General features: G+C 73.4%; 18 protein-coding genes and 1 pseudogene. 7 read left to right on the top strand and 12 right to left on the bottom strand.

Annotation, left to right across the window (positions count from 1 at the left end; genetic code table 11):
* Positions 1-81 precede the first annotated feature (81 nt).
* The gene (locus J7I94_RS32160; protein ID WP_215172854.1) at positions 82-1,473 is read right to left on the bottom strand and encodes a PLP-dependent aminotransferase family protein; all 1,392 of its coding nucleotides are present in this window, start codon (positions 1,471-1,473) and stop codon (positions 82-84) included.
* A 46-nt stretch (positions 1,474-1,519) separates the two neighbouring features.
* Between J7I94_RS32160 and J7I94_RS32155 the strand changes: the two genes are divergently transcribed.
* Genes J7I94_RS32155 through J7I94_RS32145 form a run of 3 tightly spaced genes read left to right on the top strand, consistent with a single transcriptional unit; the run spans position 1,520 to position 3,245 of the window.
* Complete coding sequence (locus tag J7I94_RS32155; RefSeq protein WP_215172853.1) at positions 1,520-2,023, top strand: carboxymuconolactone decarboxylase family protein; 504 nt, start codon at positions 1,520-1,522, stop codon at positions 2,021-2,023.
* Positions 2,020-2,529, top strand: a complete 510-nt coding sequence (locus tag J7I94_RS32150; protein ID WP_308114786.1) for a carboxymuconolactone decarboxylase family protein — start codon at positions 2,020-2,022, stop codon at positions 2,527-2,529. The genes J7I94_RS32155 and J7I94_RS32150 overlap by 4 nt, the downstream gene beginning before the upstream one ends.
* On the top strand, positions 2,526-3,245 hold the full coding sequence (locus J7I94_RS32145; protein WP_215172902.1) for an isocitrate lyase/phosphoenolpyruvate mutase family protein: 720 nt from the start codon (positions 2,526-2,528) through the stop codon (positions 3,243-3,245). Before J7I94_RS32150 ends, J7I94_RS32145 begins: the two co-directional genes overlap by 4 nt.
* A gap of 41 nt (positions 3,246-3,286) precedes the next feature.
* Here J7I94_RS32145 and J7I94_RS32140 read toward each other — a convergent pair whose 3' ends face one another.
* From J7I94_RS32140 to J7I94_RS32100, 9 genes are all read right to left on the bottom strand, one after another.
* Entirely contained in the window at positions 3,287-4,231 is a 945-nt protein-coding gene (locus J7I94_RS32140) for an ABC transporter substrate-binding protein (RefSeq protein WP_215172851.1), read from the bottom strand.
* Position 4,232: 1 nt separating this feature from the next.
* A complete protein-coding gene (locus J7I94_RS32135; RefSeq protein WP_215172849.1) occupies positions 4,233-6,179 on the bottom strand; it encodes a proline/glycine betaine ABC transporter permease in 1,947 nt (648 codons plus the stop codon).
* A complete protein-coding gene (locus J7I94_RS32130) occupies positions 6,179-7,420 on the bottom strand; it encodes a betaine/proline/choline family ABC transporter ATP-binding protein (RefSeq protein ID WP_308114785.1) in 1,242 nt (413 codons plus the stop codon). Before J7I94_RS32130 ends, J7I94_RS32135 begins: the two co-directional genes overlap by 1 nt.
* Positions 7,417-8,949, bottom strand: coding sequence for a GMC family oxidoreductase (locus J7I94_RS32125; protein ID WP_215172847.1), 1,533 nt, complete (start codon positions 8,947-8,949; stop codon positions 7,417-7,419). The genes J7I94_RS32130 and J7I94_RS32125 overlap by 4 nt, the downstream gene beginning before the upstream one ends.
* A gap of 53 nt (positions 8,950-9,002) precedes the next feature.
* Entirely contained in the window at positions 9,003-10,532 is a 1,530-nt protein-coding gene (locus tag J7I94_RS32120; protein ID WP_215172845.1) for an aldehyde dehydrogenase family protein, read from the bottom strand.
* Between the two features lie 294 nt (positions 10,533-10,826).
* Complete coding sequence (locus tag J7I94_RS32115; protein WP_215172843.1) at positions 10,827-11,816, bottom strand: malate dehydrogenase; 990 nt, start codon at positions 11,814-11,816, stop codon at positions 10,827-10,829.
* 351 nt (positions 11,817-12,167) lie between these two features.
* Complete coding sequence (locus tag J7I94_RS32110) at positions 12,168-13,520, bottom strand: XRE family transcriptional regulator (RefSeq protein WP_215172841.1); 1,353 nt, start codon at positions 13,518-13,520, stop codon at positions 12,168-12,170.
* A 540-nt stretch (positions 13,521-14,060) separates the two neighbouring features.
* The gene (locus tag J7I94_RS32105) at positions 14,061-14,660 is read right to left on the bottom strand and encodes a DUF3017 domain-containing protein (RefSeq protein WP_215172899.1); all 600 of its coding nucleotides are present in this window, start codon (positions 14,658-14,660) and stop codon (positions 14,061-14,063) included.
* Between the two features lie 58 nt (positions 14,661-14,718).
* Positions 14,719-15,576: a bifunctional methylenetetrahydrofolate dehydrogenase/methenyltetrahydrofolate cyclohydrolase gene (locus J7I94_RS32100; RefSeq protein ID WP_215172839.1), complete on the bottom strand. Its 858-nt coding sequence runs from the start codon at positions 15,574-15,576 to the stop codon at positions 14,719-14,721.
* Between the two features lie 278 nt (positions 15,577-15,854).
* On the opposite strand from J7I94_RS32100, the gene J7I94_RS32095 reads away from it, so the two are divergent.
* The 3 genes from J7I94_RS32095 (at position 15,855) to J7I94_RS32085 (ending at position 19,140) form a co-directional block, all read left to right on the top strand.
* Positions 15,855-16,616: an RDD family protein gene (locus J7I94_RS32095; RefSeq protein ID WP_215172837.1), complete on the top strand. Its 762-nt coding sequence runs from the start codon at positions 15,855-15,857 to the stop codon at positions 16,614-16,616.
* A gap of 134 nt (positions 16,617-16,750) precedes the next feature.
* A complete protein-coding gene (locus J7I94_RS32090; protein ID WP_215172835.1) occupies positions 16,751-17,542 on the top strand; it encodes an FHA domain-containing protein in 792 nt (263 codons plus the stop codon).
* Positions 17,539-19,140 carry a protein kinase gene (locus J7I94_RS32085; protein WP_215172833.1) on the top strand — a complete coding sequence of 534 codons (1,602 nt, stop codon included), beginning with the start codon at positions 17,539-17,541 and terminating at the stop codon, positions 19,138-19,140. The genes J7I94_RS32090 and J7I94_RS32085 overlap by 4 nt, the downstream gene beginning before the upstream one ends.
* Before the next feature lie 243 nt (positions 19,141-19,383).
* Here J7I94_RS32085 and purH read toward each other — a convergent pair whose 3' ends face one another.
* Entirely contained in the window at positions 19,384-20,946 is a 1,563-nt protein-coding gene (gene purH / locus J7I94_RS32080) for a bifunctional phosphoribosylaminoimidazolecarboxamide formyltransferase/IMP cyclohydrolase (RefSeq protein ID WP_215172831.1), read from the bottom strand.
* Positions 20,943-21,581, bottom strand: a complete 639-nt coding sequence (gene purN / locus J7I94_RS32075) for a phosphoribosylglycinamide formyltransferase (protein ID WP_215172829.1) — start codon at positions 21,579-21,581, stop codon at positions 20,943-20,945. Before purN ends, purH begins: the two co-directional genes overlap by 4 nt.
* A 277-nt stretch (positions 21,582-21,858) precedes the next feature.
* Between purN and J7I94_RS32070 the strand changes: the two are divergent.
* Positions 21,859-22,317, top strand: a pseudogene (locus J7I94_RS32070) (hypothetical protein); the annotation flags it as partial.

Genomic DNA, 22,317 nt, shown 5'->3' with positions numbered 1-22,317 from the left:
CAGAACCACGCGGGCGCCTGGGAACGCGGGACGGGAAGCGGCTGGAACGACGCCCCCGCCCGCGCGCCTCTCTCGGATCCACTACGGCAGCACCCGGCACAACGCGTCCAGTGCCCCCGTCCAGGCGTGGTCCGGTGGGGTGCCGTAGCCGACGACGAGGGCGTCGGTGGGGGGTGTCGTGGCGGTGGGGTGGCGGAAGAGGGAGAGGCCGTAAAGGGCCAGGTTCTGCCAGGTCGCGGCCTGGACGACGGACTGTTCGGTGCCGGGCGGCAGGAGCAGTACGGCGTGCAGGCCGGCGGCGATGCCGGTGGGGCGGACGCCGGGGGCGCGGGCGGCGAGGGCGGCGACCAGGGCGTCACGGCGGCGGCGGTAGCGCAGGCGGGAGGCGCGGACGTGGCGGTCGTAGGCGCCGGAGGTGAGGAACTCGGCGAGGGTGAGCTGGTCCAGGGCGGAGCAGGTGGGGAGGTTGTTCTTGGCCTCCAGGACCTCGTCGACGAGCGGCGGTGGGAGGACGGCCCAGGCCAGGCGGAGGCCGGGGGCGAGGGCCTTGCTGGTGGTGCCGAGGTGGACGACGCGGTCGGGGTCGAGGCCCTGGAGGGCGCCGACGGGCTGGCGGTCGTAGCGGAACTCTCCGTCGTAGTCGTCCTCCAGGACCAGGGCGCCGGTGCGGCGGGCCCAGTCCACGACGGCGGCGCGGCGGTCGGGGCGCAGGGGCATGCCCATCGGGAACTGGTGGGCGGGGGTGAGGAGGACGGCCCCGGCACCGTCGGCGGGGGCGCTCGGGTCGGTGCCCTGGTCGTCGAAGGGCAGCGGGACGGTGCGCAGGCCGGCGGCGGTCAGCAGGTCGCGGTGGATGTGGAGGCCGTACGACTCGACGGCGACGGTGCGGACGCCGCGGGACCGCAGCACCGAGGCGAGCAGGGACAGCGCGTGCACGAAGCCGTTGCAGACCAGGACGCGGGACGGGTCCGCGTGCACGCCACGGGCGCGGGAGAGGTAGCCGGCGAGGGCGAGCCGGAGTTCGGGGCGGCCTCGGGGGTCGCCGTAGCCGAGGGCGTCGTGCGGGGCCCTGTCCAGGGCGCGGCGGGCGGCCTTGAGCCACTCGGCGCGAGGGAAGGAGGCCAGGTCGGGGGTGCCGGGGCGCAGATCGTAGGCGGGGCGGGCGAGGGCGCGGCCCTGGGGTACGGGGTCGGCGGGCGGGGCGGCGACGGGGCGGTCGGCGACCCTTGTGCCCGAGCCCTGCCGGGCGGTGAGCCAGCCCTCGGCGACCAGGTCGGCGTAGGCGTCGGCGACGGTGTTGCGGGCGATGCCCAGGTCGGCGGCGAGGGCGCGGGAGGACGGCAGCCGGGTGCCGGGGGCGAGGCGGCCGGTGCGGGCGGCTTCGCGCAGGGCGTCGGTCAGGCCGCGGCGCAGGCCGGGACCGGCCGGTTCCAGGTGCAGGTCGATGCCGAGATTGGCCCGCGTTTCCGTCACGGAAGTGGACCATACCCGTGGGCTGCTTGCTCTCTAGGGTCGAGGCATGACGGACACCGAGAACACCACGACGTACGCCGACGAACACCAGCCCCGGCTCCAGTGGGCCAAGCACGCCCCCGAGGTCTACAAGGCGATGGTCCGGCTCGACGCCGCCGCCAAGAAGGGCCTGGACCCCAAGCTGTACGAGCTGGTCAAGATCCGTGCCTCGCAGCTCAACCACTGCGCCCTCTGCCTCGACATGCACACCAAGGACGCGCTCGCGGCGGGCGAGAGCGTGGAGCGGATCGTGCAGCTCAGCGCCTGGGAGGAGTCGCGGCACTTCTACACGGAGAAGGAGCTGGCGGCGATCGAGCTGACCGAGGCGGTGACCGTGCTGACGGACGGTTTCGTGCCCGACGAGGTGTACGCGCGGGCCGCCGCGCACTTCCCCGACGAGGCGGAGCTGAGCCAGCTGATCGCCGCCATCACGGTGATCAACGCCTGGAACCGGTTCGGCGTGACCTGCCGGATGACGCCGGGGCACTACACGCCGGGGCAGTACGCGTGACGACGACCGATACGGCCCGTACGGCCCGTACGGCTCGTACGTCGCGTCTGGACGCCGGGGTGCGGTCCGCGCTCCAGGCGGTGAGCGCCGCCGCCAAGCAGGGGTTCGGTGACCCCGCCCTCGCCGAGCTCGTCCAGATCCGCGCCTCGCAGCTCAACCACTGCGCGTTCTGCCTCGACATGCATCTGGAGATCGCCCGGAAGCACGGGGTCGGGCAGCGGCAGCTGGATCTGCTGGCCGCCTGGGAGGAGGCGGGGGACGACGTCTTCGACGGCCGGGAACGGGCGGCGCTGGAGCTGACCGAGGCGGTGACCGTGTTGACTGGGGGTCCCTCCCGGGCTTTCGGCTCTGGGGGAGGGTTCGTGCCCGACGAGGTGTACGCGCGGGCCGCCGCGCACTTCGACGCGGACCGGCTCGCCCACCTCCTCGCGCTGATCACCGCCATCAACAGCTGGAACCGGCTGATGGTCGCCCGGCGCGTCCCGGCAGGGGGCAGCCCGTGGTGACCAAGGCCGAGCGGTTCCGCGCCCTGCACCGCCGCCGCGCCCCGGAGAACCCCCTCGTGCTGCCCGGACCGTGGGACGCGGCGAGCGCCCGGGTGTTCGAGGCCGCCGGGTTCCCGGCGCTGGCGACGCCCAGCGCGGGGGTCGCGGCGTCCCTCGGGTACGAGGACGGGCACACCCCGGCCGACGAGATGTTCGCGGCGGTGGCCAGGATCGTCCGGTCGGTGGACGTGCCGGTCTCGGCGGATGTCGAGGACGGGTACGGGCTGGCGCCGGGGGAGCTGGTGGGGCGGTTGCTGGAAGCCGGAGTCGTGGGCTGCAACCTGGAGGACTCCGTGGACGGCGTCCTCAAGGACCCCCGGGAGCACGCGGAGTGGCTGGCCGGGGTCCGGGAGGCGGCCGGCGACCGGCTCTTCGTCAACGCGCGGGTCGACACGTTCGTCCGCGGGGTCACCGATCCCCGCCGGGCCGTGGAGCGGGCGGCGCTGTACGTGGCCGCGGGCGCCGACTGCGTCTATCCGATCATGGCCCCCGTGGCCGTACTGCCGCTGCTGCGGGCCGGGATCGAGGGGCCGCTGAACGTCGGCGCCCTGGTCGGGGACGGCCCCTCGCCCGCCGAGCTGGGCGGACTCGGGGCCACCCGGGTCACCTTCGGGCCGGGGTTCCAGCGGCGGGCGGCCGAGGCGCTGCGGGAGACGGCCGCGCGGCTACTGGGCTGAGGGCCACGGGCCAGGGCCGCTGCGCGGCTGAGGGCCACGGGTCAGGGCAGCCACGTCCGCCACACCGACGCGTGGCTGTCCGCCCACTTCTCCGCCGCCTCCTCCGGTGACAGCTTCTGCTCCGCGATCATCAGGGAGACCTCGTTCTGGTCCTCGGTGGTCCACTTGAAGTTCCTCAGCAGCTGGGCCGCCTTGCCGCCGTCCCGGGCGAAGTCGGCGTTGAGGTACTTCTGGAGGGGCGTGACCGGGTAGGCGCAGTCGACCTTCGCGGGGTCGGCGTCGCAGCCGTCCTCGCGGGCGGGGAGCTTCACCTCGGTCATCGGGACCTTCTCGAACAGCCACTGCGGGCTGTACCAGTACGTCAGGAAGGGCTTCTTCTCCTTCGCGAACTGTTGGATCTGGGTGATCTGCGCGGCCTCGGAGCCGGCGAACACGACCTGGTAGTCCAGGTCCAGATTGGCCACCAGCGCCTTGTCGTTGGTGACGTAGGACGGGGAGCCGTCCAGGAGCTGGCCCTTGCCGCCGCTCTCCGGGGTGCGGAGCTGACCGGCGTACTTGTCCAGGTTCTTCCAGTCCCTGACGTCGGGGTGCGCCTTCGCGAAGTACGTCGGGACGAACCAGCCGATGTGGCCGGTGACGCCGAGGTCGCCGCCGTTCACGATGGTGCGCTTGTCCTCGACGTAGCGCTGTTCCTGCTCGGGGTGGCCCCAGTCCTCCAGGATGGCGTCGACGCGGCCCTGGCTGAGCGCGTCCCAGGCGGGCACCTCGTCGACCTGGACGGTGTCGACGCGGTAGCCGAGTTCGTGCTCCAGGAGGTACCGGGCGACGGCCACGTTGGCCTGGGCGCCGACCCAGGACTGCACGGACAGCGTCACCGTCTTCGCGCCCTGCGCGTTCGCGAACGGTGACGCCTGCTTGGTCATGTCGGCGGCGCCGCAGCCGGTCAGCAGCAGCGAGCCCGCCAGGGCGATGACACGACGGCGCATGTCAGGCTCCCTTCCGTGCGCGGCGTTCGGTGGGCTGGGTCACCCGGTCGAGCATCAGGCCGAGGCAGACGATGGCCGCGCCGGCCACCAGACCGGTCGCCAGGTCGCCCTGGGCGAGGCCGAAGACGACGCTGTAGCCGAGGGCTCCGCCGCCGACCAGGCCGCCGATGATGACGACGGCGAGGACCAGGACGACGCCCTGGTTGACGGCGAGCAGCAGGGCCGGGCGGGCCAGCGGGAGCTGGACCTGGCGCAGTTGCTGCCCGCTGGTGGCGCCGAGCGAGCGGGCCGACTCCAGGGCGCCCGGGTCGACGCCGCGCAGGCCCTGGGCCGTGATCCGGACGACGGCGGGGAGGGCGTAGACGACGGCGGCGGCCACGGCGGGGGCACGGCCGACGCCGAACAGGGCGACGACCGGGATCAGGTACACGAACTGCGGCATCGTCTGGAAGACGTCCAGGACCGGGCGGAGCAGCCGTTCGAAGCGGTCGCCGCGGGCCGCCGCGATGCCGGTGGCGAAGCCGATGACCAGGGTGGCGGCGACGGCCGCCAGGACCTGGGAGAGGGTGTCCAGGGACGGTTCCCACACGCCGAGGACGCCGATCGCGGCCATGGCCAGGACGGCGGTGAGCGCGGTGCGCCAGGTGCCGATCAGCCAGGCCAGGGCGGCGACGAGGAGGAGCACGGACCACCAGGGCAGCCAGAGCAGGCCGTCGCGGAGCGGGTCGAGGACCCAGGTGGTGAAGCGGCCCGCCCAGTCGGCGGTGCCGCCGACGACGGGGACGCCGGAGTAGAGGTGGGCGGTCATCCAGTCGACGGCGCGGTTGACCGGTCCGGCGATGCCCAGCTCCCAGGACTCCGGCCACTCCAGGCGGCCGGCGAGGCGACCGGCGACCGCGACGGCCACGGCGGCGGCGAGCGCGGACAGCCATCCCGCCGGGGACGTCGGTTCCTGGCCCGTCCGCTCCCCCGCCGCGCCGGTCACCCGGTCCAGGACGACGGCGAGCAGCACGATGGGGATGCCGGCGACGAGGGCCGCGCCGACGTCGACCGAGGCGAGCGCCTGGTAGACGCGGTCGCCGAGCCCGCCGGCACCGATGACGGAGGCGATGACGGCCATGGACAGCGCCATCATGATCGTCTGGTTGAGGCCGAGCAGCAGCTCCCTGCGGGCCAGCGGGACACGGGCGGTCAGCAGCCGCTGGCGGGCGGTGGTGCCGAGGGACTCGACGGCTTCGAGGACCTCCTTGTCGGCGCCGCGCAGGCCGAGGGCGGTGAGCCGGGCCATGGGCGGGGCGGCGTAGACGACGGTGGCCAGGACGGCGGCGGGGACGCCGATGCCGAAGACCAGGACGACCGGGAGGAGGTAGGCGAAGGCGGGGAGCACCTGCATGGTGTCCAGGACCGGGCGCAGCAGCCGGTCCATCCGGTCGGACAGCCCGCCGGCCAGCCCCAGCAGGGCGCCCACGACCACCGAGGCCAGGACGGCTACGACCATCAGGGCGAGGGTCTGCATCGTCGGCACCCACATGCCGAGCAGGCCGCAGGCCAGGAACGCCGCAGCCGTGCCGAGCGCGAGCCGGGCGCCCGCCACCCGCCAGGCGGCCAGGACGCCGATCGCGGTGACGCCCGCCCAGCCGACGGCGAGCAGGGCGAGGTAGACGGCGCGTACGGAGAGGACGACGGCGTTGCTGACGTGGCCGAAGAAGTAGAGGAAGAGCGGGTGGCTGTCGCGGTTGTCGATGATCCAGTCGCTGACGTCGCCGAGCGGGGCGGAGACGTCGACGGTGAGGGCGGCCGGCCAGGTTCCGCTGGACCACTGGGCGTGGGCGAGGGGGGCGAGGACGGCGGCGGCGACGGCGAGGAGCAGCAGCTTGCCGACGGGGCGGCGACGCAGGAGGGCCGGCAGGGCGGGACGCGGGGCGGTGGACGCCGTGGCGGTCGCCATCAGACCGCCTCCTTCGGCCGTTCCGTCTCCTCGGGGTCCTCGGGATCGTCGGGGTCCTCGGGGTCCTCGGGGACGGCGGGATTCTCAGGGACCGCAGGGCCCTCAGGGACCGCAGGGCCCTCAGGGACCGCAGGGCCCTCAGGGACCGCAGGGCCCTCAGGGACCGCAGGGCCGGTTCCTGAGCCTCCTCCGGTCCCGGCGACGACGCCGAGCAGCGCGCCCGCGTCGACCACCCCCAGGCAGCGGCCGTCGGCCATCACCCGGGCCGCCGATCCGGCGCGGGCGACGGCCTCGATGGCCTCGGAGACGGTGGCGTCGGGGCGCAGCGCCGGGCCGTGGCCCGCCTCGCCCGCGTCGGCGGCGGGCCGCATCGCCGTACGGACCGTCAGGACCTGCTCGCGCGGCACGTCCCGCACGAACTCCCGTACGTAGTCGTCGGCGGGCGAGCCCACGATCTCCTCCGGCGTGCCGAGCTGCACCACCCGGCCGTCCCGCATCAGGGCGATGCGGTCACCGAGCTTCAGGGCTTCCTGGAGGTCGTGGGTGATGAAGACCATCGTGCGGCCCTCCTCGCGGTGCAGCCGGACGACCTCCTCCTGCATGTCCCGCCGGATGAGCGGGTCGAGCGCGCTGAACGGCTCGTCGAACAGGAGCACCTCGGGGTCGACGGCGAGCGCGCGGGCGAGGCCGACGCGCTGGCGCTGGCCGCCGGAGAGCTGGGCCGGACGGCGCCGTTCCATGCCTTCCAGGCCGACCTTGGAAATGACGGCGGCGGCCCGCTCGCGCCGCTCGGCGCGGCCCACGCCCTGGATCTCCAGGCCGTAGGCGACGTTGTCCAGCACGGTGCGGTGCGGGAGCAGGCCGAAGTGCTGGAAGACCATCGCGGTGCGGTGCCGGCGCAGGGCGCGCAGCCGGGCGCGGTCCATGGCGCGTACGTCGTCGCCGTCGATGGCGATGGTGCCGGCCGTCGGTTCGATCAGCCGGGTCAGACAGCGTACGAGGGTGGACTTGCCTGAGCCGGACAGGCCCATGACGACGAAGACCTCGCCCTTGCGCACCTCGAAGCCGACGTCCCGGACGGCGGCCGTGCAGCCGGTACGGGAGCGCAGTTCGGCCGGGCTGAGGGAGGTGAGGGAGGGGTCGCCGGGGACGCGGTCGGCCTTCGGGCCGAAGACCTTCCACAGGCCGTCCACGGAGAAGACGGGGGGACGCTCGGCCGGGGTCTGGGTGACGGCGCTCACCGGGCGTCACCGCCGATCAGCTCGACGGCCTTCTCCCCCACCATCAGCACGCCGATCATCGGGTTGACGGCGGGCATCGTCGGGAAGACGGAGGCGTCGGCGATCCGCAGGCCCTCCAGGCCGCGCACCCGCAGGTCGGGGCCGACGACGGCGAGCGGGTCGTCGGGGGCGCCCATCCGGCAGGTGCCCGCCGGGTGGTAGACGGTGTGCGCGACCTTGCGGGCGTACTCGCTCAGCTCGGCGTCGCCCAGCACGTTCGGGCCGGGGCACACCTCGCGCTTGAGCCACCCGGCCAGCGGCTCGGTCTGCGCGATCTCGCGGGCGATCCGGATGCCGTCCACGAGGGTACGGGCGTCGTAGTCGTCCTCGTCCGTGAAGTAGCGGAAGTCCAGGGCGGGCTTGACGGACGGGTCGGCGCTGGTCAGGCAGAGCCGGCCGCGGCTGCGCGGCTTGGGGATGTTCGGGGTCATCGAGACGCCGAACTCCGGGCGCTCGTAGCCCAGTCGCTCGGGGTTGTCCGTGAACGGGATCTGGTAGAAGTGGAACATCAGGTCGGGGCCCTGGCGTTCGGGGTCGCGGCGCACGAACAGGCCGGCGTCGGAGTCCATCGCGGAGTTCTCCGGGATGGGACCGTTGGTCTCCCAGACGATCACGGACTCGGGGTGGTCGAGGAGGTTCTCGCCGACGCCGGGCAGGTCGTGCGCCACGGGTATGCCGAGCCCTTCGAGGTCGGCGCGCGGTCCGATGCCGGAGTGCAGCAGCAGCCGGGGGGAGTCGACGGCGCCGGCGCAGAGGACGACCTCGCCCCGGGCCCGTACGAGGATCTCCTCGCCGTCCTTGGTGCGCACGTGCACGCCCTCGGCGCGGGTGCCGTCCAGCTCCAGCCGGTAGGCCCAGGTCTCCAGCATGATCGTGAGGTTGGGGCGTTCGTCCATCACCGGGTGGAGGTACGCCACCGACGCCGACGAGCGCTTGTTGTTCTCGGGGTGGTAGGCGAGGTCGAAGAAGCCGACGCCCTCGGTGAACGGCTTCTTGTTGAAACCCTCGATCCGGGGGACTTCGAGCGCCTTCTGGGCGGCGTCGACGAAGTCGCGGGCGATGGCGTTCCGGTCCTTCTCGTCGACCGGGACGATGTTGTTGAGCAGCCGGGCCCAGTACGCCTCCATCGGCACCGAACCCCAGCCCTTGGCGCCGGCCGCCTCCCACTCGTCCCAGTCGGACGGCAGCGGCTTGAAGGCGATGAGGGTGTTGTGCGAGGAGCAGCCGCCGAGGACGCGGGCGCGGCTGTGCCGGATGTGCGAATTGCCGCGCGGCTGCTCGGTGGTGGGGTAGTCGTAGTCCAGTTCGCCGCCGAGCAGGCCCATCCAGCGGCGCAGGGTCAGCACGTCGTCGCGGCCGACGTCGCTGGGTCCGCCCTCGATGACGGCGACGGTGGTGTCGGGGTTCTCGGTCAGACGGGCGGCGATGACCGAGCCGGCGGTACCGCCGCCGATGACGACGTAGTCGTAGACGTGGGGGGTCTCGGGCATGGGGGTACTCCAGGTGGGGCTGGGGTGGGTGGAGGGGGTGGCGGGCCGCGGTGTCAGCCGGCGAACCAGCGGACGGGCGCGGGCGCGAGGTTCTGATAAACGTGCTTCGCTTCGCGGTACTCGGCAAGGCCCGCGGGCCCCAGTTCCCGGCCGGTGCCGCTCTTGCCGAAGCCGCCCCACTCCGCCTGCGGCAGGTAGGGGTGGAAGTCGTTGATCCAGACGGTGCCGTGGCGCAGCCGGCCCGCGACCCGGCGCGCGCGGCCCGCGTCGGCGGTCCACACGGCGCCCGCGAGCCCGTACTCGGTGTCGTTGGCGAGGGCGACCGCCTCGTCCTCGGTGCGGAAGGTCTCCACGGTGAGGACCGGGCCGAAGACCTCCTCGCGCACGACGCGCATCTCGCGGTGGCAGTGGTCGAGGACGGTCGGCTCGTAGAACCAGCCGGCCTCGGGGCGTACGGCGCAGGGGGCGGGGCGCTTGCCACCGCAGCGCAGGACCGCGCCCTCGGCGAGCGCGGAGGCGACGTACTCCTCGGTGCGGGCGCGCTGCCGCTCGGAGACCAGGGGGCCGCACTCGACGCCCTCCTCGGTGCCGCGGCCGAGGCGGATGCGCTCGGCGCGGCGGGCGAGTTCGGCCACGAAGCGGTCGCGGACGGACTCCTCGACGATCAGACGGGAGCCAGCCGAGCAGACCTGGCCGCTGTGCATGAAGGCGGCGTTGAGGGCCTGGTCGACGGCGGTGTCGAAGCCCTCGGCGGTGGCGCAGGCGTCGGCGAAGACCACGTTGGGGTTCTTGCCGCCGAGTTCGAGGGCGGTCTTCTTGACGGTGACGGCGGCGGCCCGGGCGACCTTGACGCCGCTGGCCAGGCCGCCGGTGAAGGAGACCAGGTCGACGTCGGGGTGCTCGGCGAGCCGGGCGCCGACGGTGTCACCGGGGCCGGTGACGAGGTTGGCGACACCGGCCGGCAGCCCCGCCTCGACGAGCAGCTCGATCAGGGCGATGGTCGTCAGCGGGGTGATCTCGCTCGGCTTGAGCACGAAGGTGTTGCCGGCCGCGAGCGCCGGGGCGACCTTCCAACTGGCCTGGAGCAGAGGGTAGTTCCAGGGCGTGATCAGCGCGCAGACGCCGACGGGTTCGTGGACGACGACGCTGTGCACGTCCGGGGTGCCCGCGTCGACGACCCGGCCGGGGGCCTCGGCGGCGACCAGGTCCGCGAAGTAGCGGAAGGCGTCCGCGACACAGTCGACGTCGACACGGCCCTCCTCGACGGTCTTGCCGGCGTCCCGGCTCTCCAGCAGGCCGATCCGCTCCCGGTCGCGGACCAGGAGATCCGCGACGCGGCGCAGCAGGGCGGCGCGTTCGGCGACCGGGGTGTGCGGCCACGGGCCCTCGTCGAAGGCGCGGCGCGCGGCGGCCACCGCGAGGTCGGCGTCCTTCGCGTCGCCCTCCGCGACGACGGCGAACGGCAGGGCGTCCGCGGGGTCGACGACCTCCCGGGTGGCCCCGGAGGACGCTTCCCGCCACTCGCCTCCCGCGTGGATGCTGCGCCGCGTGCGCTCCGCCGACGGTTCCGCTCTGTCCGCCATGCCTGCCGCCGTACCTGCCGCCATGCCTGATGTCCGCCTTTCGGTCCTGTTCAGCGCCCGTGTGTCACTTGGGTGGCACGTCGGGGTGTCGCGATCCCGGGTGTCGCGTCGGGGTGTCACGAATCCCGGGCATCGCGTCCGGGTGTCGCGTCCGGGCGACCGGGAGCCCTGCCCCGGTCGCCTGTTTGCATGCCGAATCGATGGCTGAAAGTGCGGTATGTCACTGCGGACGCAGCGGGCCCCCTTCCGGTCAGTACCGGAAGGGGGCCCGTCGGACGTCGTGGGCGGTGCGGCTCAGATGAGGCCGAGGCCGCGGACCGCGTCGCGCTCCTCGGCCAGCTCCTTGACGGAGGCGTCGATGCGGGCGCGCGAGAAGTCGTTGATCTCCAGGCCCTGGACGATCTCGTACGTGCCGTTCTTGCAGGTCACCGGGAAGGAGGAGATGAGGCCCTCGGGGACGCCGTAGGAGCCGTCCGACGGGATGCCCATGGAGACCCAGTCGCCGTCGGCGGTGCCGTTGACCCAGGTGTGGACGTGGTCGATGGCGGCGTTGGCGGCGGAGGCGGCGGAGGACGCGCCCCGGGCCTCGATGATCGCGGCGCCGCGCTTGGCCACGGTCGGGATGAACTCGTCCGCGAGCCACTTCTCGTCGTCGACGACCTCGGCGGCGTTCTTGCCGGCGATGGTGGCGTGGAAGATGTCCGGGTACTGGGTGGCGGAGTGGTTGCCCCAGATGGTCAGCCGCTTGATGTCGGAGACGGTCGAGCCGGTCTTCTTCGCGAGCTGCGTCAGCGCGCGGTTGTGGTCCAGGCGGGTCATCGCGGTGAACCGCTCGGCCGGTACGTCGGGCGCGGCGGCCTGCGCGATCAGCGCGTTGGTGTTGGCCGGGTTGCCGACGACCAGGACCTTGACGTCGTCCGCGGCGTGGTCGTTGATGGCCTTGCCCTGCGGCTTGAAGATGCCGCCGTTGGCCTCCAGGAGGTCACCGCGCTCCATGCCCTTGGTGCGCGGGCGGGCGCCGACGAGCAGACCGACGTTGGCGCCGTCGAAGGCGACGTTCGGGTCGTCGGTGATGTCGATGCCCTGGAGGAGGGGGAACGCACAGTCGTCCAGCTCCATCGCCGTGCCCTCGGCGGCCTTCAGCGCCGGGGTGATCTCCAGCAGGCGCAGCTTCACCGGCACGTCCGCGCCGAGCAGCTGGCCGGAGGCGATGCGGAAGAGGAGGGCGTAACCGATCTGGCCGGCCGCGCCGGTGACGGTGACGTTCACGGGAGTGCGGGTCATGGCGTTCTCCGTATGACAGCTGGCGGTGGGGCGGCGTCCCTGCCCCGCTACGTTTGATCGATCTCTCGTTATCAAGAGATCCATCCAGCCGTCAGGCTATCGCGCATCCGGCAACCCGGACCTCCGGGTGCGTGTGGCCCAGCCCACAGATCCCCGGCCCACAACCCCCCGGGCCTGCGAAAAAGAGGCGGCCGCCCGTCCGGGAGAGGGGGGACGTGAGCGGCCGCCGTATGGGACACCCGTTGCCGGATCCCGTGGGGGTACTGTTCGCGTGCCCCCGAAGCCGCCGACCATGCCTGCCCGACGGATTGTTTTCCGGCTGTTCGGTTTTCCGGTTGTTCGGTCCGCTCGCTACTCCGTGCAGCCCTTCTCCCCCGACGCCAGCGTCACGCACGCCTTGGCGTCGGCCGCGCTGTCGACGGCCACCATCGGCGTGTACGCGATGGTGTCGCCGGCCACCGTGATCGACCCGGTCTGCTCGGCTCCGCCGGCGCTCACCTCGACCTCGTCGCCCTGGCCGGCCTGGGTGACCCGGCCCCATGCCGTACCGCAGGTCTTGCTGTACCGGACCTCGACGACGGCCGTGCCGACGGTCGCCGTCCGCTCGGTGGTCACGAGGTCTCCGCCGCACCCCATCGTCTCGGCGTCCTTGCCGGTGCACTGGTCGCCGCTGCACTTCACGCCGGCCGGCAGCTCCGGGCCGGTGGACACGGTGGGCGACGGGGACGGACGGGCGTCCGCTTCCTTCTCGCCGCCGTCGTTCAGCAGGAAGAAGGCGCCGGCGACCACGACGAGGACGCCGACCACGCCCGCGACGAAGGTCGTCAGCCGCTTGCCGCCGCTCCCGGAGCCCTGTCCCGGCCCGTGGTCGCCGGGCGGCGGTCCGCCCTGCGGCTGCGTGCCCGCGGGCCGGGCACTCCCGAAGGTGCCCAGCGCCACGGTGGCGTCCGGCCCGGATTCGCCGGGCGGCGTGGCTCTCCGGTTGCCGGAGGGCGCCGGTCCGCGGTAACCGGCCATGCCCCAGGAGTTGCCCCCCGAGGACGCGCCCGAGGAGACACCGGAGGACGCGCCGGAGACCTCGGCGGCCGCATCGCCGTCCCGGGCCCCGGCGTCCCGGGCGACGCCGCCCCGAACGCCACCCCGGTCACCGGCCCAGTCCTGGCTGTCGGCGGCCGTCGGCTGCGCCGGGACCGGCGGCACGGTGGGCGCCACCCCGGCCGGACCGGCGATCCCGGGCGTGAGCACCCCACGGCCGACCGCCCGGCCGCTCTTGGCTCCCGCGCCGCCCTTGGCTTCCGCGGCCGCCTTGACCCCCGCGGCTTCCGTGGTGCCCCGGCCGCTCCTGGCCTGCTGCTGGGGCGCGGTCAACTCGCCCAGCGCCGCGCGTGCCTGGGAGATCCGGATGGCCTCCATGGTCATGTCGTGCCGCATCTCCGAGCGGCTCCACGCCCGCTCGGCCAGCTCCCACATGGTGGTCAGATGGACCGGATTGGTCCCCGTGACCTCGGCCAGGGCCACGATGGCCCCCTTGGGCGCGAGCAGCCGGCCGTTGAGATACCTCTCCCAGGACGTCTTGCTGTAGCCCGTGGCGTCGGCCACCGCCGCGATGCTCAGTTCGCTGCGGTCGACGAGCCTGCGCAACTGGCCGGCGAACTCCTTGATCTGCGGATCGAGTTCGTCGGGCAAGGCCTTCCAACGAGGCATTGCTTCCCCCTCTTCCCCCCGGATGTCTTGCTGGGTCGTACTGGTCGTTCCCCCGTGCGCATGCGCTCCGCCGAGTCCCGTTCTGGCTACCCACAGGGATGCGCCCGGCGTGGAACTCGGTTTCCCGGGGTGGGGGCGCACAGAAGCACAGCAACCGCGGGCGAGCACCGTCGCACGCCCGCTGGATCGCGGACCAGTCTCCCACCGAGGCCCCCGTGGTCCCAATCACGGAGACCTGTTTTTCCGTCGGGACGCCCCGGACCGTCCCGATTGACCAAGTGAAGCGGTTCTCGGACGAGTTGACCACACATCCGCGAACTTGTCGCCACATCATCACACCGAATGCACACGCCCGCGCACGCCCTGTCACGCCCGGCGCACGACTCTCTCCGGTCACGTGTTCGGCGGGTGTCTTGGTAGACGAACGGCGCCGGGGCGCGGGACCAGGACAGCGGACGGCGGCCCGTCCTCACGCCGGGGGGCGAGAGGACGGGCCGCCGTTCCGTGACAGCCGTTCCGCGACGCGGGCGGCTGCGCGCGTTATCCGTTGCTCACCGTGAAGTGGAGCGTGTCCTTCAGGAACGGGATCTCCAGCCACGGCTTCGGCTGCGCCATCAACGCCAGCAGCACGATGACGAGGCCCAGGAAGCCGTACGTGGCGATGTCCGTGAAGCGGGACCGCACGGCGAGCATGCCGACGTCGGGCAGGAACCAGCGCAGCACAGCGCCGCCCAGCAGCGCGAGGCCGATGAGCAGCGTCCCGTACCGGAACACGTCCAGCGCGGTCAGCAGCAGGCCCAGCCCGACCAGTCCCGCCACGGTGAGCACCGGCCACTGCCGGGCGGGCGCCGGGGCGTCACCGGGGGCGGCCCGGCCGCCGCCCTCGGGACGCGCGGTGTCCCTGGTGAACAGGGGGAAGCGGCGGGTGACGCGACGCGGGCGGCCCTGGGCGTCGGGGGCACTGACGGGGTCCCGCACGGTGAGCTCGCCGGCGCCGTCACCGAAGCCGCTCACACGGGCGTCGGCGTCACCGGCACCGGCACCGGCACCGGCACCGGCCTGACGAGCGTCACCGGCACCGACACCGTCCTGACGAGCGTCACCGGCACCGGCACCGCCCTCGGTCGCCTTCCGCGCCATCCCGGCCTCCGTCACCGCGTCCGCGCCCCGTTCCTCGTCGACCGTGTCCGCGGCCTTCTCATCGGCCGGCACTGCGCTCCGCCGCCTCGACCACGTTGACCAGCAGCTGGGCCCGGGTCATCGGGCCGACGCCGCCGGGGTTCGGGGAGATCCAGGCGGCGACCTCGGCGACGTCCGGGTGGACATCGCCGACGATCTTGCCCTCGGCGTTGCGCGAGACACCGACGTCCAGGACGGCGGCGCCCGGCTTGACGTCCTCGCCCCGGACCAGGTGCGGGGAACCGGCCGCGGCGACGATGATGTCCGCGCGCTTGAGGTGGGCGGCCAGGTCGCGCGTACCCGTGTGGCACTGGGTCACGGTCGCGTTCTCGCTGCGCCGGGTGAGCAGCAGCGGCATCGGCCGGCCGATGGTGACCCCGCGGCCGACGACCACGACCTCGGCGCCCTTGATCTCCACGCCGTGGCGGCGCAGCAGGGTGAGGATGCCGTTGGGGGTGCAGGGCAGCGGCGCCGGCTCGTTGAGGACGAGGCGGCCGAGGTTCATCGGGTGCAGGCCGTCCGCGTCCTTCTCCGGGTCCATCAGCTCCAGGATGCGGTTCTCGTCGATGCCCTTGGGCAGCGGCAGCTGGACGATGTAGCCGGTGCAGGCCGGGTCCTCGTTCAGCTCGCGGACGACCGCCTCGATCTCCTCCTGCGTCGCGGTCGCGGGCAGCTCACGCTGGATGGAGGCGATGCCGACCTGGGCGCAGTCCCGGTGCTTGCCGGCGACGTACTTCTGGCTGCCGGGGTCCTCCCCGACGAGGATCGTGCCGAGCCCCGGCGTGACCCCCTTCTCCTTCAGGGCCGCCACGCGGGCGGTCAGTTCGGACTTGATCGCGGCTGCGGTGGCCTTGCCATCGAGAATCTGGGCGGTCATGCCTCCATCCTCGCGGATGACCGCCCTCCTGTTCCAATCCGGCCACCATCCGGGCAGCCCCCGGGCGGCGGCGGCCGGCTTGTCCTGCCGTATCCGTCCTTGATCAGGGATGTTGCACTTGCACAACAGTGCGGCGATCGGCTGGACAAGGGATCGGCCCGCCAAGGACGATGAACGGCGCAGTACCGCGGTCAAGCTCGGGGGGCGAACCGCTCACGTCCTGACGTTCCTCCGCGGCGTCCGCACCGTCCCCGCTTGCGCAACGGAGGAAATCCGCCATGAGTTTCGGCTCGCCCAACAATCCGTACGGTCAGCCGCAGAACCCCCCGCCCGGGTACGGCGCCCCCCAGGAGGGCCAGCCCGGTCAGCCGGGGCAGCCGGGCCAGCCGGGTTACGGCGCGCCGCAGGAGCAGCCCGGTCAGCCGGGGCAGCCCGGCTACGGCTACCCCCAGTACCCCCAGCAGGGTCAGGCCGGCTACGGCTACCCGCAGGCGCCGGGCGTTCCGCCGCAGCAGGGGTACGGCTACCCGCAGCAGGGCGGTTACCCGGGCGGACCGCGCGTCGCCTCCATGGCCCGCCGCTTCAGCGCCCGCCTGATCGACAGCGTGGCCTTCGTCATCATCTACGCCGTCCTCGCCTTCATCGGTGTGGCCGGCTCGGTCGACGCGATGCAGGACTGCGACCCGGCCTCCGTCAACTACGACAGCTGCATGAACGACGCCGGCTCGGACTTCGTGAGCTCGTTCGGCGCGATCTTCGGCGTGTTCCTGCTCATCGGCGTGCTCTACGAGTGGCTGATGACCGGCCTGGTGGGCGCCACCCTCGGCAAGCTCTGCGTCGGCATCCGCGTGGTGAAGGTCGACACCGGCCAGAAGCCGGGCCTGGGGTCGTCGTTCATCCGCTACATCATCCCGGTGGTCGGCGGCTTCGCCTGCGGCATCGGCCAGCTGCTCGTCTACCTGTCCCCGTTCTGGGACAAGTCCGGCCGCCAGCAGGGCTGGCACGACAAGGCCGCCAGCACGATGGTCATCCAGAACTGACCCCCGTACCCGTCCGGGGTCCCGTTCTCGCCATTCAACCGTGAGGGCCGTGTTCCACCCTTTCGAGGGGGACACGGCCCTCACGTGTCCCCCTAGGCTGGCCGAGGCAGCCGTCAGGCACGGGGAGACGCACCTTGTACAGCATCATCGTGGTACCTCCGCCGACCACGGAGGACGGACGGGGTCCGGCCGGCCCCGTCGACCGCGCCCAGGTCCGGCTCGCTCCCGGCGAGCGGCTCGCCTTCGGGCGGGCGGTGGGCGCGGACGGCCTGCTGATCCCGCACGACGGGGTGTCCCGCAGAGCTGGTGAGATCACCGCCCAGGGCGCGTTCTGGACCTTGAGCAACCTCTCCGGCCACCAGACGTACGTGGTGGAGAACCCGGAGGGCGCGGGCGAGCACATCAAGGTGGCGCCGGACCGGCTGGACGCGCCGGTGCCGTTCGAGTTCTCGCGGATCGTGCTGCCCGCGGCGGGCGACCTGCTCCCCGTGGAGGTGTGGGCGCCGCGCCACGACTACCTGCGCGCCGAGGACGGAGACGACTGCCTGCGCGCCGAGGACGGAACCGACGGCGACCCGACCGCGCCCGCCTTCTCCGTGGACCGCACCAAGCGGTACTTCGCGGTCCTGGCCGCGCTGTGCGAGCCGCGCCTGCGGGGCGCGCCGCACGCCCCGCTGCCCACCGTCGACCAGGTCGTGGAGCGGCTGCGTCCCACCTGGCCGGCCGCGTCCCGCACCTCGGTGCAGTGGAACATCGACTACCTGGCCGTCAAGCTGCGCCTCAAGCCCGGCCCGGAGACGGCCGAGCCGGGTCCGCGGCTGAACGGCAAGAAGGAGTCGCTGGTGTCGCTGGCGCTCCGCTTCGACCTGGTCCGCGAGGACGACCTGCTGGTCCTCTCGGCGCCGTCCCGACGGGTGCCGCGGTGACCGAGCCGTACGCCGTGCCGGTGCCCCGGGGGTACCGGGTGGGCGGCTGGGAGGTGCGCGAGCCGATCGCGACCGGCGCCTTCGGCAGCGTGTACGCGGCCCGCCGGGCCGGTGCCGGCGAGGGCGGGCCGGACGCGCCGGACTCGGTCGCCCTGAAGTTCCTGCCCACCGGCACGGGGACGCCCCGCCAACTCGCCCACCTGCGCGAACTGATCGACCGTGAGGTGCGGCTGCTCGGCCGGCTGCGGCGGCCCCGGCTGGTGCGGATGTACGAGACCCTCACCGTGGACGACCCCGGCGCGCCCCGCCTCGACGGCGCCACCGTGCTCGTACTGGAACGGGCCGAGGGCTCCCTGTCCGGCCTGCTGGCCGCCACCCCGCGCCCGCCGTCCGGTCCCGTCCTGCTCGCCCAGGTCTGCGAGGGCCTGGCCCAGCTGCACCGGGCGGGCTGGGTGCACGGCGACCTGAAGCCGGGCAACGTGCTGCTGATGGCGGACGGTTCGGTGCGCCTCGCCGACTTCAACATGGCCGCGGAGCTGGAGGGCACCCACGCCTACACGCCCGCCTTCTCGACCCCGGACTACACCCCGCCCGAGCTGCTGTGGTCCGAGGTCGGGGAACGGGGCCGGCAGACCCGCCCGTCCGCCGACGTCTGGGCCTTCGGGGTCCTCGCCCACCTGGTGCTCACCGGTTCCTTCCCGCTGCCCGGCGGCACCCCGACGGCCCGCCGCGACGCGGCCGTCGCCTACGCCCGCGGCACCGACGAGCTGCGCCTGTCGCCCGTACTGCCCGACGCGTGGCGGGAGATCGTCCGCGCCTGTCTGACCCGTACGCACGCCGGCCGCGTCGGCACCGAGGCGCTGCTGCGCCGGGTCTCGGACGCCACGGCCACGGCACCGGCCGGCCGGCGCTTCCCCTGGCCGACCCACCCGTTCGCCCGCCGGGACCTGCCCGGACCACGCCGCCGGCGCGTCCTCGCCGTGGCGGCCGCCGCCACGGCGGCCGTCGCGGCGCTGGTGTACGGCGTCGTCGGCCTGACCGCCGCCGGACCGGACCGGCAGGGCGGGGGCGGCACGGGAACGGCCGGCGCCGCGGCCGTCGCCGCCGCCTCCTACGGCGCCGCCGAGCTGCGCACCGACCGGGGCGTCCCGTCCGCCTACCGGCTGCTGATCGTGGAGACGGCGCACGACTGCGCGGACGAGGACGTCACCCCGGCGCTGATCGCCGCCATGCTGAAGGTGGAGAGCGACTTCGACCCGGACCTGGCCGACTACGAACTCAACGAGTACGGCATCGCCCGGTGGACGCCGAAGGTGCTGCGCTGGTGGATGAACGACGACGGCACCCCCGCCGAGACGGTGCCCGAACCCCCGTTCCCCCCGGCCGAGTCCATCCCGGCGATGGGCCGCTACCTGTGCTGGATCGCCCCCCGCCTGGCCGACGACCTGCCCGGCGACCGCCGCGTCCTGATCGCCGCCGCCTACCGGACGTCGTACGACACGGTGAACGACGCGGCCGGTGTTCCCCCGAAGTACCGCGACTACGCCGACCGCGTCGCTCACTACCTCAAGGAATACACGCCTTCGGGCCGGACGTGACCCTGAGACTTCTCAGGGCTCCCGGCCGGCGGGAAGATGCGGACGCGGGGAGCCTGGACGTCCTGCGATCGGGCCGGCCGGCGCCGCACGGCCGGCGAAGGCCGGGCAGAGCGGCTTCGCCACCGGGGCCGATCCGTACGTCGACGGCGGCGGCGAGCCGCAGAGACGAGTCCGGCGGTACGGGGCGGGAACGGGGGCACTCTCGCCGTCCCCGCCCTCGCCCCCGTACCGCCGGCGGCCACGTCAGTGGAAGAAGTGCCGCGTCCCGGTGAAGTACATGGTCACGCCGGCCTTCTTCGCGGCCTCGACCACCAGCTCGTCGCGGACCGAGCCGCCCGGCTGGACGACCGCCTTCACACCGGCCTCGGTGAGGATCTCCAGGCCGTCGGGGAAGGGGAAGAACGCGTCGGAGGCGGCGTACGCCCCCCGCGCGCGCTCGGCGCCCGCCCGCTCCACGGCGAGCTTCGCGGAGTCGACCCGGTTGACCTGGCCCATGCCGACGCCGACCGAGGCGCCGTCCTTGGCGAGCAGGATGGCGTTGGACTTGACCGCCCGGCACGCCTTCCAGGCGAAGGCCAGCTCGGCCAGCTCCGCCTCCGACAGCGCCTCGCCGGTGGCGAGGGTCCAGGTGGCCGGGTCGTCGCCCTCGGCCTGGAGCCGGTCGGTGACCTGGAGCAGGGCGCCGCCGTCGATCGGCTTGACCTCGACCGGGTGGGCCGGGGTCTCGGGGCAGCGCAGGACGCGGATGTTCTTCTTCTTGGTGAGGGCTTCGAGGGCGCCGTCCTCGTAGTCCGGCGCGACGATGACCTCGGTGAAGATCTCCGCGACCTGCTCGGCCATCTCCTTGGAGACGGGCCGGTTGACGGCGATGACCCCGCCGAAGGCCGACAGCGGGTCGCAGGCGTGCGCCTTGCGGTGCGCCTCGGCGACGTCCGCGGCGACCGCGATGCCGCACGGGTTGGCGTGCTTGATGATCGCGACGCAGGGCTCGGCGTGGTCGTACGCGGCACGGCGGGCGGCGTCCGTGTCCGTGTAGTTGTTGTACGACATCTCCTTGCCGTGCAGCTGCTCGGCCTCGGCGAGACCGCCGGTACCCGCGGTGTAGAGCGCGGCGGGCTGGTGCGGGTTCTCGCCGTAGCGCAGAGTGTGCGAGCGCTCCAGGCTGGTGGCGAGGAACTCGGGGAAGGCCGAGTCGTCGGCCGGGGCGTAGGACGAGGCGAACCAGGAGGAGACCGCGATGTCGTACTCGGCGGTGTGCCGGAACGCCTCGGCGGCCAGCCGCTTGCGGGTGGCCAGGTCGAACCCGCCGTCCCGCACGGCCGACAGGACGTCGGCGTAGCGCTCGGGGCTGGTGACCACGGCGACCGAGGGGTGGTTCTTGGCGGCGGCGCGGACCATCGAGGGGCCGCCGATGTCGATCTGCTCGACGCACTCGTCGGGGGTGGCGCCCGAGGCGACGGTCTCGCGGAACGGGTAGAGGTTGACCACGACCAGGTCGAACGGGGCCACGCCCAGCTCGTTGAGCTGCTGCCGGTGGCTTTCCAGGCGCAGGTCGGCGAGGATGCCGGCGTGCACCTTGGGGTGCAGGGTCTTGACCCGTCCGTCCAGGCACTCGGGGAAGCCGGTGAGCTCCTCGACCTTGGTGACCGGGACCCCGGCGGCGGCGATCCGGCCGGCCGTGGACCCGGTGGAGACGAGTTCGACGCCCGCCTCGTGCAGGCCGCGGGCGAGGTCCTCGAGACCGGTCTTGTCGTAGACGCTGACCAGTGCGCGGCGGATGGCCCGCTTGTTGCTCTCGGCGGTCACGGGATAACTACCTTTCGTCCCTCGATCGAACAGCCGTTGCGGGCGATCCGCCCCACGACGTCGACGAGCAGCTTTCGTTCGACTTCCTTGATGCGCTCGTGCAGAGCGCTCTCGTCGTCCTCGTCCCGGATCTCCACCACGCCCTGCGCGATGATCGGCCCGGTGTCGACGCCGTCGTCGACGAAGTGGACGGTGCAGCCGGTGACCTTCGCGCCGTACGCGAGCGCGTCGCGCACGCCGTGGGTGCCCGGGAAGCTGGGCAGGAGGGCGGGGTGGGTGTTGATCAGCCGCCCGCCGAACCGTGCGAGGAACTCCTTGCCCACGATCTTCATGAACCCGGCCGAGATGACGAGGTCGGGCTCGTACGCGGCGACGGCCTCGGCGAGCGCGACGTCCCACTCCTCGCGGGTGGCGTAGTCCCTGACCTTCGTGACGAAGGTCGGCAGCCCGGCGCGCTCGGCGCGGGCGAGCCCTTCGATGCCGTCGCGGTCGGCGCCGACGGCCACGATCTCGGCGCCGTAGGCCGCGGTGCCGGTGGCGTCGATCTCGTCGAGGAGCGCCTGGAGGTTGGTGCCGGATCCGGAGACCAGGACGACGAGGCGTGCGACGCCCTCGGCCACGGGCTTGGCGGCCACGATGGGGCCCTTTCTCGGGGAAACGGGTGCGTACGGGCGGCTCGTACCACCGCGTTTGTGCGGTCATACGAATGCTTCACGCCCCCGGATACGGGGAAGCCTACGAAGCAGCCGACCGGCAGCAACGATACCGGCACTCCGGGCGGCCCCCTCGGGACGGGGGCGTGGCCGGAAGGTAGCGTCGGGTCGAGGGCGCGCCGGGAACGCTGTCCGCGCACCGCGCGTTCACCACTCGTAACCGCCCGATCCGCACAGCCAAGGGGAAGACGCTCACTTGATGCCGGACCGCAGCCCGCGACTGCTCACGCTCCCCCAGCAGTCGGCGCAGGGAAGGGAGCACAGCGCCGTCGTGCTGCTGCGGGAGCGCCCGTCCTCGCCGCCCGACGCGCCGGGCGGCCACGGGTCCGGCGAGGGGCGGGGCGAGAGCCGGAAGGGGTCCCGGGACAGTGCCCGGCAGGGGCGCCGGGAGGGCGCCCAGCAGGACGACAACCCCTTCGCCCCGCCGCCCGAGGGCTCCCCGGACCAGCCCTGGCAGCCGCGGCACGGGTCCGGCGGCGACGGCTCGCGGGGCTCCTCGGGCCGGGGTGACGGCAACCGGCCGTGGGGCGGTCGGTGGAGCGACCGGCAGCCCGGCCGTTCCCCCGGCGGCTTCGGCGAGCGCCCCGGCGGCCCGGGCAACGGTCCCGAGCAGCCGTCCGGCACCCCCGGCCCGCGCTGGGACCCCACCGACCCCGCC

This window comes from Streptomyces sp. ISL-12 (genome assembly GCF_018614415.1).
Classification (GTDB): domain Bacteria; phylum Actinomycetota; class Actinomycetes; order Streptomycetales; family Streptomycetaceae; genus Streptomyces.
The sequence above is the reverse complement of the archived record's forward strand: the minus strand, read 5'-3'. Positions and strand labels throughout refer to the sequence as shown.